16 protein-coding genes are annotated in these 15,575 nt (G+C 65.7%); 15 read left to right on the top strand and 1 reads right to left on the bottom strand.

The features are described 5' to 3' along the window. Positions 1 to 85 precede the first annotated feature (85 nt). The 7 genes from G3480_RS16035 (at position 86) to G3480_RS16010 (ending at position 6,076) form a co-directional block, all read left to right on the top strand. A complete protein-coding gene (locus G3480_RS16035) occupies positions 86 to 1,792 on the top strand; it encodes a VWA domain-containing protein (protein ID WP_164654904.1) in 1,707 nt (568 codons plus the stop codon). A gap of 381 nt (positions 1,793 to 2,173) precedes the next feature. After that, positions 2,174 to 2,440 (top strand): DUF4160 domain-containing protein, encoded by a 267-nt coding sequence (locus G3480_RS16030; RefSeq protein WP_164654903.1) that lies wholly within the window; start codon positions 2,174 to 2,176, stop codon positions 2,438 to 2,440. Next, on the top strand, positions 2,433 to 2,702 hold the full coding sequence (locus G3480_RS16025; RefSeq protein ID WP_164654902.1) for a DUF2442 domain-containing protein: 270 nt from the start codon (positions 2,433 to 2,435) through the stop codon (positions 2,700 to 2,702). The genes G3480_RS16030 and G3480_RS16025 overlap by 8 nt, the downstream gene beginning before the upstream one ends. Before the next feature lie 253 nt (positions 2,703 to 2,955). After that, positions 2,956 to 3,819 carry a hypothetical protein gene (locus G3480_RS16020; RefSeq protein ID WP_164654901.1) on the top strand — a complete coding sequence of 288 codons (864 nt, stop codon included), beginning with the start codon at positions 2,956 to 2,958 and terminating at the stop codon, positions 3,817 to 3,819. 617 nt (positions 3,820 to 4,436) lie between these two features. Further along, positions 4,437 to 4,637 carry a hypothetical protein gene (locus G3480_RS28440; protein ID WP_338114155.1) on the top strand — a complete coding sequence of 67 codons (201 nt, stop codon included), beginning with the start codon at positions 4,437 to 4,439 and terminating at the stop codon, positions 4,635 to 4,637. Between the two features lie 51 nt (positions 4,638 to 4,688). Beyond that, a complete protein-coding gene (locus G3480_RS28435; protein WP_240905856.1) occupies positions 4,689 to 5,093 on the top strand; it encodes a hypothetical protein in 405 nt (134 codons plus the stop codon). A gap of 320 nt (positions 5,094 to 5,413) precedes the next feature. Next, a complete protein-coding gene (locus tag G3480_RS16010; protein WP_164654900.1) occupies positions 5,414 to 6,076 on the top strand; it encodes a lysozyme family protein in 663 nt (220 codons plus the stop codon). Between the two features lie 52 nt (positions 6,077 to 6,128). Here the strand turns inward: G3480_RS16010 and G3480_RS16005 are convergent, their stop codons facing one another. Then, the gene (locus G3480_RS16005; protein ID WP_164654899.1) at positions 6,129 to 6,860 is read right to left on the bottom strand and encodes a phytochelatin synthase family protein; all 732 of its coding nucleotides are present in this window, start codon (positions 6,858 to 6,860) and stop codon (positions 6,129 to 6,131) included. Positions 6,861 to 7,101: 241 nt separating this feature from the next. Here G3480_RS16005 and G3480_RS16000 point away from each other — a divergent pair, with 241 nt between their 5' ends. The 8 genes from G3480_RS16000 (at position 7,102) to G3480_RS15965 (ending at position 15,517) form a co-directional block, all read left to right on the top strand. After that, the gene (locus tag G3480_RS16000) at positions 7,102 to 7,872 is read left to right on the top strand and encodes a response regulator transcription factor (RefSeq protein WP_240905855.1); all 771 of its coding nucleotides are present in this window, start codon (positions 7,102 to 7,104) and stop codon (positions 7,870 to 7,872) included. A gap of 17 nt (positions 7,873 to 7,889) precedes the next feature. Beyond that, positions 7,890 to 8,261, top strand: a complete 372-nt coding sequence (locus G3480_RS15995; RefSeq protein WP_164654898.1) for a hypothetical protein — start codon at positions 7,890 to 7,892, stop codon at positions 8,259 to 8,261. 296 nt (positions 8,262 to 8,557) lie between these two features. Continuing rightward, positions 8,558 to 9,358, top strand: a complete 801-nt coding sequence (locus tag G3480_RS15990; protein WP_240905854.1) for a hypothetical protein — start codon at positions 8,558 to 8,560, stop codon at positions 9,356 to 9,358. After that, the gene (locus G3480_RS15985) at positions 9,342 to 11,306 is read left to right on the top strand and encodes a hybrid sensor histidine kinase/response regulator (RefSeq protein WP_164654897.1); all 1,965 of its coding nucleotides are present in this window, start codon (positions 9,342 to 9,344) and stop codon (positions 11,304 to 11,306) included. Before G3480_RS15990 ends, G3480_RS15985 begins: the two co-directional genes overlap by 17 nt. A 6-nt stretch (positions 11,307 to 11,312) precedes the next feature. Further along, positions 11,313 to 13,373 (top strand): TonB-dependent receptor plug domain-containing protein, encoded by a 2,061-nt coding sequence (locus G3480_RS15980; RefSeq protein WP_164654896.1) that lies wholly within the window; start codon positions 11,313 to 11,315, stop codon positions 13,371 to 13,373. 89 nt (positions 13,374 to 13,462) lie between these two features. Continuing rightward, entirely contained in the window at positions 13,463 to 13,732 is a 270-nt protein-coding gene (locus G3480_RS15975) for a hypothetical protein (protein ID WP_164654895.1), read from the top strand. Positions 13,733 to 13,784: 52 nt separating this feature from the next. Further along, the gene (locus G3480_RS15970; protein ID WP_164654894.1) at positions 13,785 to 14,381 is read left to right on the top strand and encodes a hypothetical protein; all 597 of its coding nucleotides are present in this window, start codon (positions 13,785 to 13,787) and stop codon (positions 14,379 to 14,381) included. A gap of 74 nt (positions 14,382 to 14,455) precedes the next feature. Next, the gene (locus tag G3480_RS15965; protein ID WP_164654893.1) at positions 14,456 to 15,517 is read left to right on the top strand and encodes a phosphatidate phosphatase App1 family protein; all 1,062 of its coding nucleotides are present in this window, start codon (positions 14,456 to 14,458) and stop codon (positions 15,515 to 15,517) included. Positions 15,518 to 15,575 lie beyond the last annotated feature (58 nt).

The following is a 15,575-nucleotide window of genomic DNA, read 5'->3' as shown; positions in this document are numbered from 1 at the left end:
GCCGGCAATCGCTGGCGGTCTTCAACCCATCGGGGTCCAGCGTGCCCCGGTGGGGGTGGCTGTGTCCCCGCACCGGAGAGACAGCATGCACACCAAGACCCTGCATCAAGCCATGCCGATCGTCGCCACCGCACTCGCACGCAAGTTCGGCGTCGCGGTGATCGTGGGCGGCACTCAGGCGCAGACCGATGGTCGCACGATCTGGCTGCCGGATCTGCCGGCGACATCCCACCTGCGCCCGGTCGCCTGGGGCTTCCTGGCCCATGAGGCGAGTCATGTCCGCCATACAGACATGGCGGTGTTCCAGACCGCAGGCGCGGCCTCGCCGCTGCGCCAACATCTGCTCAACATCCTGGAGGACATCCGCATCGAGCGGGCCATCCGGCATCAATACCCCGGCACCCGCGCGACGCTGGAGCGTGTCATCGACTGGATGCTGGCCGAGGGGCAGCTCAAGGTCCCTGAGGTCGATGCGCATCCGGCGCGGATCCTGACCGGCTTTCTGCTGCTCAGTCTGCGTGCCCGGGCGCTGGGCCAGACGGCTCTGATCCCGCATGCCACGGCGGCAGAGCAGGTGCTGCGTCAGACCTTCCCGGCCTCACTGGTTCATCGTCTGTTGGGCCTGATGAGTCGGATCGGAGCGCTGACGAGCACGGCCCAGGCCGCCGCGCTGGCGGTGCAAATCGAAGGGCTGCTCGAAGAGGAGGCCAAGACGCCGCCGACTCACCAAGCCAGTGATGGCGATTCGGGTCAATCCGACGAGGCCAACGATGAGGAAGCCGGGCAGGGCGGTCCTGGAGTCGATCCAGAGACCGTCGAGACGGACGCAGAGACCGCGGCTGACACCAGTGCCGCCGATGGTGGTACGAACGGTGACGGCGCCTCGGAACAGTACGATGCCGAGCATCCGGTCGATCAAGTCCGCCAAGCCCTCGCGGCCACGGCGGACGATCTGGACGGTGATCTGTTCGAGGCGGTCCGCCAGCAGTTGGCTGAGTTGACTGCTGAAGGCTCCAGTCCCTTGTTGCTGCCAGCGGCCGAGGAGGCGAACGCCGATGCGCTCCGAGGCAGGATTCGCCTCGCGGAGGTCCAGGAGACGTCGCGGACGCTGATCACCCGACTTAAGGGTCTGGTGCAGGCGAGCCGGCTCGATCGGCCCTTACCGGTCCATCAGGGGCGCAAGCTCATCCCCAATCGGCTGCATCGGGCTGGGGTGGGGGAGGGACGGCTCTTCGCGCGCAAGACGGCGCGAACGACGCCGAACACCGCCGTGCATCTGCTGGTCGATCTGTCGGGCTCCATGTCACGCCAGGTGACCACCAGTATGCGGGCCTATCAGGTAGCCTTGGAGGCGGGGCTCGCCTTGGCCTTGGCGCTCGACCGCATTCCCGGCGTCTCGGTCGCGGTGACCGCCTTTCCGGGCGAGTCCGGGGATGAGGCGACCGTGACCCGTCTGCTCCAGCATGGGCAGCGTCCGGCCGCGCGGGCCGGCGCCTTCGCGCAATCGCCCCGTGGCAGCACGCCTCTGGCGCAAGGGATGTGGTTCGCGGCGGCGGATCTGCTGCTGCGCCCGGAGCCCCGGTGCCTCATCCTGACCCTGACCGACGGCGAGCCCGATGACCCGGCGCTGGCCCTTTCGGTCATCGCGCAATGCGAGCAGGCGGGCCTGGAACTGTCCGGGCTCGGCATCCAGCACGACGTCTCATTGCTGTTCCGGCACAGCCGGGTGATCGAGGCGGTCGACGACCTCAAGCAGGCCCTCTTCGGGCTCGCCGAGCGGCTGCTGGTCTAGGGCGCGCCCGCGCCTCCTTTCCAACCATCCATCCCGGCATCCGCCGGGCTCACCCCATGGGGACGTTTCCCCATGGGGGTGCGTCCTTCTTTTCGACGAGGAACGCACCATGCTTCACGACCCTCCCGCCCGCGCCCTCGCGCGCGCGATCGAAACCCTCGCCAACCGCGGGCGCCGTTATCGGCTCAGCTCGTGGCGATGGACCAGATCGGGTTTACCTGACTTGGGTGATCGCGAGCGTCTATGATCGCCCTATGGGGACAGCTCGGGGAAACCGGCGTATTCTCAAGCTCCTGGGGCTGTGAGCCTGGGGGAAGGGCAGGGGGCGATCTTTCAGGGGAAGACTCACCCTGATCTGCTGAATCAAGCTGAGGGATTGCGATGCCGGTCATCTCCTATTTCTTCGGACTGTACGTGCGTATGTATTTCGATGACCACCTTCCGCCGCATTTCCATGTCGAGTATCAGGGGGCGGAGGCATTGGTCGCGATTGAGACAGGAGAATTGGTCGAAGGGCGACTGCCGAGAAAGGCGGCCAAGCTGATCAAGGACTGGTGCGCAGACCATCAAGATGAGCTATGGGACAACTGGCAACGTGCGGTTGCACTTCAGCCACTGCGGCGCATTCCGGGAGCCGACAATGATTAAGATCGTCAATGCCGAATCACTGCAAGATCGCACCATCCGACTGGAGTTTTCGGACGGCACCACGGGTGACTACGACTTGCAACCCTTGATCGTGCGGGGCACCGAGATGGTCAAGCCGCTTGAAGACAACGCGTTTTTCCAAGGGTTCTTCCTTGAGTTGGGCGCCCTATGCTGGCCGAATGGATTCGAACTCAGTGGCGGGGGCATCCAGCGGCGGTTGCGCGAGCAAGGTAAGCTGCGTCCGCTCGATCAGGTCGCCTGAAACGACAAAACCGGATGGAAGGCGCAATGCCTCATTCCTCGCCTTCGGTCTCTTTACTGATTCGCGTGCGACGCATGCTCGGGCGCTGCCGATTCTTGCTGACCGAGATTGGGTCCAGAGACCTCTGGTGCGCGGGACCGAGCTATCGATGAGTCTCACGTCGTTTCTGCAACGGTCCTTTGCTGCTCAAGCCCCGATTGGATGGACGTGCCGTCACGAAGTTGCGGTCCTGTCGAAGGAGCTTGAGGGAGTCTTGGGATTTGCGCCACGCGCCGACGTGCTGTTCGAGAATGCCGAGACGAATCGGCGCGTTTGGATCGAATTCGAGATCAGCCGCGCGGATCCAGTCGCCAACCACATGAAGTTTGCCGTCGGGCATTTCTTCGCGCCTCAGTTGCCGGGTGATTCCTTCGTCTCGATGATCAGTGACCACGTTGCTGTCGGGCGCATGAATCTCGGGGCAAGTGCCGTGATGCTGATGCGAAGGCTCGGCATGCAAGCCTTTCAGATCCCGCTCTTTCCGAGCATGGTTGGGTCGTTGGTGAAAGAGCTGAACCATTTACCCCAGCCCGAGCTAATCGATCGCAAGCTGAACGTCGAGCCGGAAATCGAGCGTGCCCTTTCGATCGGTGAGCCTGTCTACGCCGATCGGTCGCACAGGATCTTCTGCGTCTCGAATGCGTTCGAGGTGTCGCTCAACGTCATGGAATGGAATCGATCCGTCGCATCGAGCGATGGAGCGCACCTTTGGGGGAAGCGAACGGTCACCTTCTTCGTTTACGATCCTCGGTCGCAGCGCTTCGCGCCTTCGAAGTTCTGCGCATTCATCCCAGTTTCGGGAATGGCAGAGTCCGTGGACTCTGATTTGAATGATCAGACTTTGGGCATGACGATGCCCTATTACTGCGCGATCGATGCGAACGAGCCGCGATTCGATGGTGGTGTTGCGCGCAGGCATTTTCTGAATCGTTTGGGGTATCGGCTGCTGCAGTTGGGCGAATCTCCAGGTTTATCGACACGATTCGAGGGTTGGCTTGCCACCCAGAAAGACTGCATTCGCATCCATCCGCGCCGTGCTCACATCTTGATTCCACCGCACCTCAAGTTGCCAGCGTGATCCGGTCGACGGATGAAACGGATCGACTGACGAAATGTGGACCGCAGGATGGGGGCAGCGGAAGACGCGGCCCGGCAGCTGGGTCGCCAGATCCGTGGCAACGAGTCGGTGGTCGCGGTTTCGTTGGTGAGGTAGGGCCGGAGTTCCTCCAACAGACCGCTCGATACCAGCATGAACTGCTTGGTGGGCCGCGCGAAGGTCGCGTCGACCCGCACCGGGTGCGGCAGTTTCCAAAGGTCGCGGTCATGCAGGCGAAGCGTCATCGTGGCCACGCCAGTCAGCGCCTCCTGGCGCGTCAAACTTCCGATTGTGGTCCTATCTTGGCACCCAGGAGCAGGGCTGGCGTAAGGACAATAGCCTCCCTCGGTACAGGGGAAACCCATCGATCAGATAGGCTGCGACCAGGCTCACACGAGCGCTAGCTGGGAGAGGACCCGAACGGGACGGACCCGCTGGTGTCTTCGGGATCATCCTGCGAAGCGAATCCGGACAGCCGCGACGCCTGGCTCCGACAGCAGATCGCGGCGCTCGACACCGAGGTGGAGCAACGCTGCGCCTTGATCCTGGAGGTGCTGCGCGAAAAGGCGCTCGATCTACAGACCGACTACACGGAGGCCATGCTGCGGGAGCGCCGCACCTGCCAGCCCAGCGAGCGGGGACGCATCGGACTGCGGGTCAGGACGGCCACGGCCTCGGCGCAGGGCATGTTCCAGATCGAGTGGTATCGGGTCCAGGGCAAGCAGCGCACGAAGTACCTCCGGCGAAGTGCGCCAGGTGACTTCGATCTCCGTGCGCGCCTTGCTGGAGAGCAGGCCTGAAAGCCACAGGGTGTCGATCGCGATCATCACCTGGTCGAGTTCGAGGATCAGTTGGGTGTAGGCGCCGATGTGGGGCGAGGCGATCTGCACCTTGAGATCGACCGGATGGGTGTAGCGGGGACGGGCCTTCAGCAGGTCGTGCCGCTCGAGTTCGAGCTGCCAGCGCTCGCGCTCGGCGAGGATGGCCGCGCTGAGTTCCTCAAGCCGCTGGGTGATCACCGTTTCGAACTGATCGGCTTCCTCATCCGTTGCCACGATCCGCAGGATGACGTCGATGCCGTAGAGGGCGGTCATGGTGGGCCGGAACTGTCGCAGGCTGACGAGCCGCCGCGCATACTCGCTGTGGATGCGGATCTGGCGATCGAAGACGGGGCGGCTGTGGCGATAGGCGCGGGCGGAGCGACCCCCTGCCGGGGCCTTGACCGCAGCAGGGGGCTGACGGGGGGCGGCGTCTGAGGGTGGGGGCGGCGATGAAGGGGTCGTCTCTTCACTGGGGTCGATAGCCATCGCGGGATGCTCCTCCGAGCTGAGGGGCGGCCGACCGAGCCGCCGCGTTGCGGCGATCTGGTCAGTCGAGTGTCGAGGCTGTGCACTGCAACGGATCTTGCGCAGTGGGACGCGGTCGCGCAATAAAGAACGGTTAATCCGAAATGACCGTTGATGGCGATGAACGGTTGCAGTTGGATTAACCGTTCTTGCGCCAAGAAACGGAAAAGCCTGGATAGACTCACGCATGGATGAAGCCTCTGATGGTCGATTGATCGGATGAATCTTCTATGCGCACGCTCCATGCATCTTTCATTCTATTCCTGGTCCTGTGCTGCTCGGTCGCCGCGACGGCGCAGGATCAACCGTCGATTCGGCTGGTCGCCGCCGCGCCCACGTCAGCCGCGACGCCTGCATCGCTCGCATCCGACATCACGGGGACCGTGCCCGCGTTGAGGGCAGGTGCGGAGACCTCGGGCTTCCTGGATGGCACGGTCTGGGCGGCCGTTGCGCGTCGTCACGAACTCGACCCCCGACTGCTTTACGGCGTTGCCCTGCAAGAGACGCGTCATCGCGCAGGTCCGCACACCTCCGCACCCTGGCCCTACACCCTGCGCGGACCAACAGGTCCGCAGTTCCATGCGTCTCGCCCGGCCGCCGCGCGAGCGCTTCGGAAACTCATGGCTCGCCATCGCCCAGAGGCGATCGACGTTGGTCTTATGCAGATCAATCTGCATTGGCACGGCGACAAGGTGGCGGATCCGGCCCAGTTGCTCGATGCCCGCACCAACCTCGAGATTGCCGCCGAGATCCTTGTCGAGGCGATCCAATCCGCGCCGGGCGACCTCGCGCTGGGCGTTGGGCGTTATCACCATTGGAAGGACGCCGCCATTGCGCGTGCTTACGGGCGCCGTGTCCTGCGGCTGGTGCGGGCCATGACCGCGTCGGGGTGAGCGCGCGTCGTCGGCCAGTTGCGGCTTGGAGCGGCCCACCGAGCCCAGGCGTCTAGTCGGCATCGCGTGGTCCAGCATCGATCTGGATCAGCCCCCGGGAACGTCCGCTCACCGGGTCTTGGGTGTTCATGGCCTCAGAGAGCAGGGCGGTCGGAACGAGCTGCACGCCAAATCCTGGGGTGACGTCGAGCAGCAGGATCCGATCACTCGCCGGGTCATAGCCGCCGATGGGCGAGAAGTGCCCGAGCGACACGCCATGGATGGGCGCGCGGTCGAAGTTCACGATCAGGCGGCGGCCGGGTGTGCTCAGCGATCCCAGGAGTGTCCGAAGCGCTTGCTCGCTCAGATCCCGCCGCACCTGCACCTGCCCGATCCCAGTCGACTCGGCTAGCGCCGCCACCTCGTCGAGCGTCATGCCCGTCACCGCCATCCGTAGCCACGCCAGGGTGTCGCCCTGAAAGAGGTCGCGCTCGCGCGCAACCGGTCGGCCCAGTGACGCAAGGACGTTGCGCAGGCTCGCCGGTCCGCACGAGGACCAGTGCTCCTGCACGCGAAAGTCCCGCAGGAAGGTCTGAGCCAACGCGGTCTGGCGGATCGTCTTCAACGCGGGCGCATCGCGCGACACCCCGCTTGCAAACTGCTCCGGGTGCGGCGCCACAAGGCTGTGTCCATACCAGCTGAGGCCGCCCGGGACACTCAGTGCCAGAACCAGTCCCAGTGCCCACCGGCGAAGACGATGCCTCCGCTCCGTTCGGGCAACCGCCGGGGATGCCGGGTTGTTCATCAGGTGTACCTCCGTAGGAGGCGATCCGCGCGGACCGCCGTGGAACTCTGCAACCCACCCTAGCCAAGCGTGAGCGCCTTGAACAGGCGTCTTTGACGCCTCCTGCGTCGCGCCGACGAGATTGGCGTCTTTGACGCCACTTGCACGCGCTTGATGATATTGGCGTCTTTGACGCCTTGTCGCATCGGTCTCCCTCGCTATGCTGACCACAAGCCCGCAAACGAGGGAGTTCATCCATTCAATGAACAGTGGTTTTTGCCAGTTAACGGCCTGTTGCGATCCACACCGCGACCGCCTCTTGCCTGAGCAGGGCGCGCTGCACGAACCGCCAGAGCGCCTGATCAGGGCTCCCGTTCGGGTCCTGATCGCGGAGGACGAGGCCCTCCTGCGCACGGCGGTCGCCGCGCTGCTGCCGCAGGTGGCGGGTGCCGCCGTAGAGGTCGTCAGCGCCTGCGCCACCCGCAGCCAGATGCTGCGTGACACCCGGGCCTTGCAGCCGGACGTGGTGCTCCTGGATCTGCGCATGCCGGACCGCGACGGCCTGCGCTGCACCCTCGGCGGCGCTGACACCATCGCCGCGCTCCAGCGTCAATGGGCCGAGGTGCGCGTCATCTGTCTCAGCGTGCACGCCGAGCCCGACCTCGTGCGCGCCTGTCTGGATGCCGGCGCGGCGGGGTATTTGGGCAAGGGGGTCTTGCCGGAGGAGTTGTGGCGGGCGGTGCGCACCGTCGCCCTGGGTGGGCGCTCTGTGGCGCCGATGCTGCAGGCGCGGCTCGACCTGCACCTCGCGGGCGCCGAGGCCGAGGTCCGCGCGCAGCTGCTGGCCGGGCGTCGCGGCGATGTCCTGCGCCTCCTGCTCGAGGGCCATTCGCCCGCCGAGATCGCCGCGACGCTGCCCATCACCAAGAAGTACGTCGACAAGAAGATCGCCGAGATCAAGACCCTCCTGGGGGTCGACACGCCGATCCGGATCTATCGGCTGTGTCGCGAACTCGGCATCGTCGATGACTAACCAAGAGGCCTCTGCTCATGACGCGCACAGCCGCCACGACCATCTACGACCCAGACCTGGCGCTCGCCCGTGCAAGCGGGCGTGCCGACGTCCGCGACCGGATGCTGATCGGCCTACTCGATTTGCTGGACGACCCGGCGCGTGGCGGGCGGCTGCTCGATGTGGCGCGCTATGGCCGGGAGACGGCCGCCTGCCAAGAAGCGGCGCATGGTGCGGTCGGCGTCGCTCGGCAGGTGGCGACACCCCAGCTCGAAGCGCTGCTGCGAGCGCTAGAGGCGGCATTCGAAGCCGGCGATCTGGCGGCGGCTGAGCGTGTAGGACGGCGCCTGCCGGCGGCCGTTGAAGCCGTCTGCGCCGCGCTCGGCGCTGCCGGGTCATCGGCGCCCTGATTGACCGGGCGATCGGACCGTCTGAACGCCATGGTCGCAGTATCCACTGGAAGAGGAGAGGCCATTGCATGGACCCCTTGCGTCATTGCTTGCGACAGGGAAGACCGACCGCTTGGCGCTCAGTGTGCGTGGTCCGCAACGGTGCTCCACGGCCGAGGCCAGCGCACGGTCGAGCGCTTGCTGGCGTATCGGCTCTCTCGTCCACCGCATCCCGCGTTTGGGTCCTGGTTCTGCTGCTGGCCTGGCTGCCTACGGCTCAGCCTGCGCCGGCCGCTGCGTGTCAGGAGGCCCCGTTGATGCTCATCCATCCTGCGGTGGCGCGGCCCTATGAAGAGGTCATTGATCAGCTCTTCGAGGGACTCGGACAGGGTACGAGACAGGACATGGGCGTCTGCGCGCTCGATGCGCTGAATGCACGGTCCTGGTCGCGCCCGCCCCGTCAGGTCGTGGCCGTCGGTGGGTCCGCCTACGCGGCGGCCGAGCAGGCCTTTCCGAATGCCCGGGTCTTGCCGATTCTGGTCGAGACCTTGCCTGCTGCGGCGCGCGATGGACTCTCACGCTTCGTCGAGCCCTCCCTGGTGCTGGCCCAGTTGCGAGCCCTGTCGCCGAACACTGAGAGCCTCTATTTCATCCACCTCAGCGACGCGCCGGCGGAGCTGATTCGGCGCGCGCAACGCTCGGCCGAAAGGCTCGGTCTGCGCTGGATTCCGATCGCGGTGGGCAATCTGCGTGAAGCCGCCTTGGCCATCGAGCGGGTCCGAGGCGAGGCCAGCACCACCAGCGCCGTCTGGTTCCATCGCGACGTCCTGGCGCTCAATCCAGACATTCTGATCCCGCCCATCGTGCGGCGGAGCTGGGCGGTCGGCTTCCCGGTGATCAGCGACGATGCCGATACGGTAGAGCGCGGACTGCTCTTCGCGCTCACTCCCGATTATCGGGCGGTCGGACACGCCGCCGCCGCACAGTTGGCAGAAAAGCGTGCGGGGCTGCGGAATCTCCGTGGGGTTCATCGGGTCCTCAACGCGCGCACGGCCCGCGCCATCGGACTCGCGGTGGGGCCAGCGGAGGAGGCAGGCTTCGATGCGATCCACGACTGACATGCCTCCCTCAGGCCAGAAATCCTATGTTCGCCAGCTCGTTGACGCCTTCGCGCTCTTGGCGGTGGGACTCGGGCTGGCGGTGCCCTTGATCCTCTTTTGGACCGCCTGGCAGCAGGCACGGGTGTTCAACCTGCACACCGCCGAGGAGTTGGCCGCCATCCTGGCCGAGGACGCCCGCTATGCCCTGTTGGTGGGATCACGCCCGGACGCGCAGGCCCTCGTCAACAGTCTGCTGAAATTTCCTGATCTGATGCAGGTCCGACTGCTGGACGCCGCCGGGCAGGTGGTGGCCGAGCAGTCCACCGCGGAGCACGGGCAGGCCAAACGCACCGCGCAGGTGGAGACGCCGGTTTTGGCCGTAGACCGCGGATCGTCCACCCGCTTGGACGCCGGGACACCTGATCCAGAGACGCCGCTCGGGCGCGTGGTGCTGACCCTGTCGCTCGACCGGGCCTTCAGCGTCGCGCTGGAGACGGCGCAGGCTTCCCTGGCACAGCTCGGACTGCTGACGCTGGTGCTTGGCCTCGCCGTCGCCTACCTGTCCCTGCGCATGCTCGCCCCTTTGGGCACCCTGGTGCGCCGCTTGAGCGACCCGCTCGGGACCGTGCTCCCAAACCCGCCAACAGCGAGTCCCGCCGAGGTGCATCGGCTCTACGCTGCAGTAGCGGCCATGCGGGCGCGTCTCGCGGAGAATCAGCGGCAGTTGCAAGCCCATGCCGAGGAACTCGAGGCCCGGGTCGCGGCACGCACCCAGGACCTCCGCGCGGCCCGCGATGCGGCCGAGCAGGCGAATCGCGCCAAGACGCTCTTCCTCGCCAATGTCAGCCACGAGCTGCGCACGCCGCTGCAGGCAATCATCCTGCACGCGCGCCTGCTCGAACGTCAGAAGACCAGTCCTAGCAGCGAATCGCTGGCGGTGATTCTGCGGGCCTCCAACCAATTGCTCGAGCTGATCGAGCAGTTGCTCAATCTGACCAAGGTCGAGTCCGGGCATCCGATCGAGGTGATCTATGGGCGCTTTGCGCTTGGCGCACTCCTGGAGGATGTGGTCACCACACTTGAGCCCACGCTATCGCCGCGCAACCGGCTCGAACTGGCGCGACCAGAGGCGGACGTTACCCTGATCAGCGATCGCGCGCGCCTGACCCAGGTGCTCTACAACCTCATCCGCAATGCCGACAAGTTCACCGACGGCGGGGTGATCCAACTGACCCTGGAGCCGAGCCGCGATGGCAAGCAGGCCGTCATCCAGGTGACCGACGAAGGGATTGGCATCCAACCGGCAGAGCAGGCACGCATCTTCGAGCCTTTCTACCAGGGGGGCAGTCGCGTTGCGGGATCCGTTTCATCCGGGATCGGGCTTGGGCTCTGGCTGAGTCGGCGCATCCTCGAGGCCCTCGGCGGCGGCATGACGGTCGCCAGTGAGCCGGGGAATGGCAGCTGCTTTCGCATCGAACTTCCGGTAATCCCGACCGCCGTCCCTGCGTGTTCCGCCGCGCATCCACCTTCGGGGCCGGGGTCAATGCCGGTTGAGACCGCTGCGCATCGCGGGCTACGCCTCCTGTTCGCCGAGGACGAGGACAGCATCCGCGCCCCGCTCACGCGCTTTCTGCGCGACGCCGGCTTCAGCGTCGACGCCTGCGCCGACGGCACTTCGGCGCAGGCCCTGTTGGAGCACGCACCACACGCCTACGCCGGCGTCATCCTCGACCACCGCATGCCGGGCTGCCAGGGCCTCGACATCTTGGCGCAGCTGCGCGCGCGCGGTCAGAACACCACCCCGGTCGTGATCCTGACCGGGGACGATCGGGCACCCCTCCAGGCGGCCATCACCCGCCTCGGTGCCCACCTGATGGTCAAGCCAGTGCGGCCGGAGCGGCTCATTGGGACCATCGTGACGCTGATCGAGCAGTCTGAGCAGGCTGATCGCGGCACGCTGAGATGAAGACCCATGACACGATTCCTGTTCGCCACCCTGAGCGCGCTTGCCAGCCCTGCGCTGGCCGAGACCTCCGCAGAGGAATTGTTCGGTTCGGCGCGAACCGTCAGCATCGCCACTGGACGCGCGCATCTCTATCGCACGGCCCCGGCGGTCGCCACCGTCATCACCGCCGAGGACATCCGTAACGGCGGATTTCGCAGCGTCGCTGAGGCGCTGCGGTTGGTGCCCGGATTTCATCTGGGCTTGACCAATGACTACGCGCCAAACGTCCTGGTGCGTGGCTTCTCGAGTCTCGGTTCGGGCAACCTGCTGGTGCTGCTCGACGGCGTGGCTCAATCGGATCTGATCCTGGGGAATCCGCTCAGCGTCCTGGGTGTCATCCCGATCGACGTCATCGACCGGATCGAGGTGACGCGTGGACCGGGCTCCTCGGTGTTTGGTGCGGATGCCTTCTCCGGGGTGGTCAATGTCATCACGCGCAAGCGGGTCGAGCGCCAGCAGATCACGCTCAGCGCTGGCTCAGCGCGCACGCGTGACGGACGGCTCCTGGTTGGGGACAGCAGCGCATCCACCGACATCGTCCTTGGCGCCGAGATCATGGAGACGGACGGGCATAGGCCCGTGATTCGCACCGACCGCTTGTCGCAGATCGATGCCCTGCTCGGGAGCGGATTCTCGCTGGCACCGAGCGCGGTCAACACCGACCAACGCAATCTGGGCGTGCTGGCGAATGCCCGATTCGGTCAGACGCGCGCCATGCTGCGGCTCTCGCGCACCACGCAGGGGCTTGGTGCGGGGATCTTAAGTGCCATCGATCCCAGCGGGACGCGCACGCTGGAGACGGTCGAAGGGCGGCTCGAGCGCAAGGTCAGATTCAGCCAACGGCTCGCGCTGACGCTCCAAGTGGATGCCGCGCAGACCCGCCTCGCACTCGATGATGTGACCTGGTTGCCCGCCTCCGGGCTGTTCGCCGAGGGGCTGCGCTACGATGCCTCCGCCGTGCAGGAGACCTGGCGACTGCGCTCGGATCTTCGCTATGCGGCGAGCGCTCGGCATTTCATCACCCTGGGGCTCGAGGTTGAGCAGGTCCGCTACGCGCTCGACGCGCTGGAGCTGCGCGGATTGGATGCCGTCGCTTCTGGCATGGGCACGACCAGCACCACGCTGAGCGACCCGCTCACGGGTTATGCCAGCGCGTTGACGCAGTTGCTGTCAGCGGCCGCAACGGGATCTGACGATGACGGCCATGGCCGCCTGCTGTCCGCCTATTTCCAGGACGAATGGCTGATCGCCCCGAAGTGGTCGCTGACCTGGGGCGCACGCCTCGACGACGATTCGGATGTTGGAACGCATGTCAGCCCACGCGCCGTCCTCGTGTGGACACCGCTGCCCGAATGGACCGCGAAGCTGCTCTATGGCGAGGGCTTTCGTGCTCCGACGCTTCTTGAGACGCGCAATGGCCTGCTGCCCATCTATCAAGCGAACGCTGACCTCGAGTCGGAGCGTCTGCGCACCCTGGAGTTCGCCGTGCAGTACCAGCCCCACCCTGATCTGGAGTTCGGGCTGAATCTGTTTCGTCATGAGACCGTCGACCAGATCCGTCAGCAGAATCGCGGCGTCTCGGTCGAGCCAGAGAACGTCGGTCGTCAGATTGGCCAGGGCGCCGAACTCGAGGTCCGCTGGGTGCTCGCGCGCGACCTGCTCCTGCGTGGTTGGTACGCCTACCAATACAACACCGACGAGACGACCGGGGAGGACGCCGGCTACAGCCCGCACCATCGGCTCTATGGCTCCTTGCAATACCGCTTGGGCCGGACCTTTATCAATCTGCAGGGGATGTACGTCGGCGACCGCGCCCGCGTGGCGGAGGATACGCGCGACGAAGCACCCGAATACGGCCAGCTCGATCTGCTCGTTCGCCACGATCTGAGCAAGCAGGTCTCCGTGCAACTCGATGTCCGCAACCTCCTGAACGGCAACTTGGAGGAGGCCTCGGCGGGTACCTCGCTGCCGCAGGATCTGCCGTTGGCTGGCCGGACCTTCTATGGGTCGATCGAGGTGCGCTTCTAGCCGCGCGTCCACGACCTCTGCTTTGGCGCTAAGATCACTATACTGAGTCACTGGATCCTGGTCCTAACCGCGTTGATCGGCATCCACCCATGCGTCCCTTCGCTCAGCATATCCTTCTGCCATTGCTCGCGCCGCTGGCGGTCGTGGCCCTTTACGTCACGCCCCTATCGGTGATTGGCTGCCGGACGCGCGGCTTGCTCGCATTGGCGATCGTGCTCGTGGCCTTGATCGTCGGTATTGGCGTCGGGATACGCGGCTTGTCTGCCAGGCTGCGGGGGATGCCGGGCTCAGGCTGGTGGATCGCTACGATGTGTATTCTTTTGCTTCCTGCCCTGCTCGTCCTCGGCCCGCTCGGGTGAGGACGCACCGGGTTGGGAGCGTCTGACGTCACGACCGAGGGGGAACACTGGCATGTCACGCACCAGCCCGGAAGCCGTCTTCGCGCTCGCGCAAGCGGCGATGGAGCGCGGAGATTGGGAAACCTTTTTTGCGTGTCTGGATCGCAGCGACCTGAAGCCGTTGGCGAAAATGGGCATTCCGCTCGGAGAGGATCCGGATGGCGCCTCTTCCAGGTTGTGTCTGGAGCATGGCATTCCGGCCGAGGCACTGCAGCGTGTCAAGGCATGCGCTGAAGCACTTCAAGACTCCGCGCAGCGGATGATGTCCGGATCGGTTGGGGCTGCGTCAGGCGAGGCGCCCCCGGACGATCTGCTGCAGCAGTCCCTGGGTCACCGCGACTTGGTGAAGGCCCTGGATCGCGCCATCGCAACCTGCCTTGGATGCGTGACCGATCTCGCCGCGTTCACGGCCAAGGCGGAGCGGCTGAAACGGGCGACGCTGGGCGGCGGGTCGGTCAGCTCGTCACTGTTTGTGGGTGAGTCTCTGGTCGACGTTCGGATCGAGGGAAAGAAGGCAACGGGCATCCGCCGCATCACGCGCGACTGGAGCGAGCCCATCACCTTTGTGCAGAAGCGAAGCCAATGGTTCATCAAGTGCTTGCCGAAGTGACGCTGATGGGCAAAAGGACTCCCCTGTGCCGGACCCGTCGAGCCGGACGCGGCCATCCGGCGGCGCTCGGCCGAATGATTCAGCATCTGGCAGCCGCGACCATGACCCTGCTGCTCCTGCTTGGCGGGGTTGCACCCCTGCGGGCGGAGGACGTCAAAGCCGTCACCATCTACCCCAGCGATGGCTATCGGGTCGTGGCGCAGTGGGCGATCCCGCTGCGCCTCTGGGTCCATAAGCCCAGATCGCTCACCACCGATCTCATCACCCACCTGGTGGCGCGGCCCGAGACGCGTTCGGCGGCCGAAATCGCGCGGGCTCACGACCGCTTGTCCGACCTGGTCGCGGATGACGCGTCCGGCGAGCAGGTCGTCTTGGGGTTCGATGAGGATCCGCGTCAGATGGCTTACCAACTGCTGGATGCGCGGGGCAGACCGCTGACGAGCGACCTCAACGGTCTGGTCGAGGGCACCTTGCGATTGGACGTCGCACGGGCCGAGGCACTGCTGCGCGCCCAGGGATCCACGCAGGGCTGGCTGCGTCTGCATGCGCGCTCACCGGGACACCAGGGGGAGGGCAGGGTGCGCCTGCTGGCATCGCAGGGACGTTCCGTGATTTCAGATATCGACGATACCCTCAAGATCACGGGGATCCCCGCCGGGCGCGAGGTGGTGCTGGAGAACACCTTCTTCCGCCCCTTCGTCGCCGCGCCCGGGATGGCGCAACGTTACCGCGCACTCGGCGCGGCGACGGCGTTTCACTATGTCTCCGGCAGCCCCTGGGGGCTCTATCGGCCACTCGCGGACTTCATCTCGGCGGCCGGCTATCCCGCGGGCTCCTTCCACCTGAAAAATGTCCGCAAGAACCTGCTGACGGCGGGTGCGTGGCAGGATCTCGCGCGCCTGGCGGGCGGCGAGGCGACGCAAGCGCAGAAGCGCGCGCAGATCGGCGCGATCATCGGCCAGTTTCCCGCACGCCGCTTCATCCTCGTCGGCGACTCCGGTGAGCAGGACCCGGAGATCTACCGCGCGATTCGCCAGCGTTTCCCGCGGCAGATCGAGGCGATCTGGATCCGCGATGTCGTCGATGACCGCCACCGCCATCCCGCGCGTTTGGCGGGTGTTACGTCCCTCCCTTAAACAGGCGTAGCCGCCTGAAAAATCCCACGGTCCGCCAGGACCTCGGTTGAACCATTCC

It is taken from the genome of Thiorhodococcus mannitoliphagus (assembly GCF_010915725.1).
Lineage (GTDB): Bacteria > Pseudomonadota > Gammaproteobacteria > Chromatiales > Chromatiaceae > Thiorhodococcus > Thiorhodococcus mannitoliphagus.
This window is presented reverse-complemented; position numbering and strand designations above follow the sequence as displayed.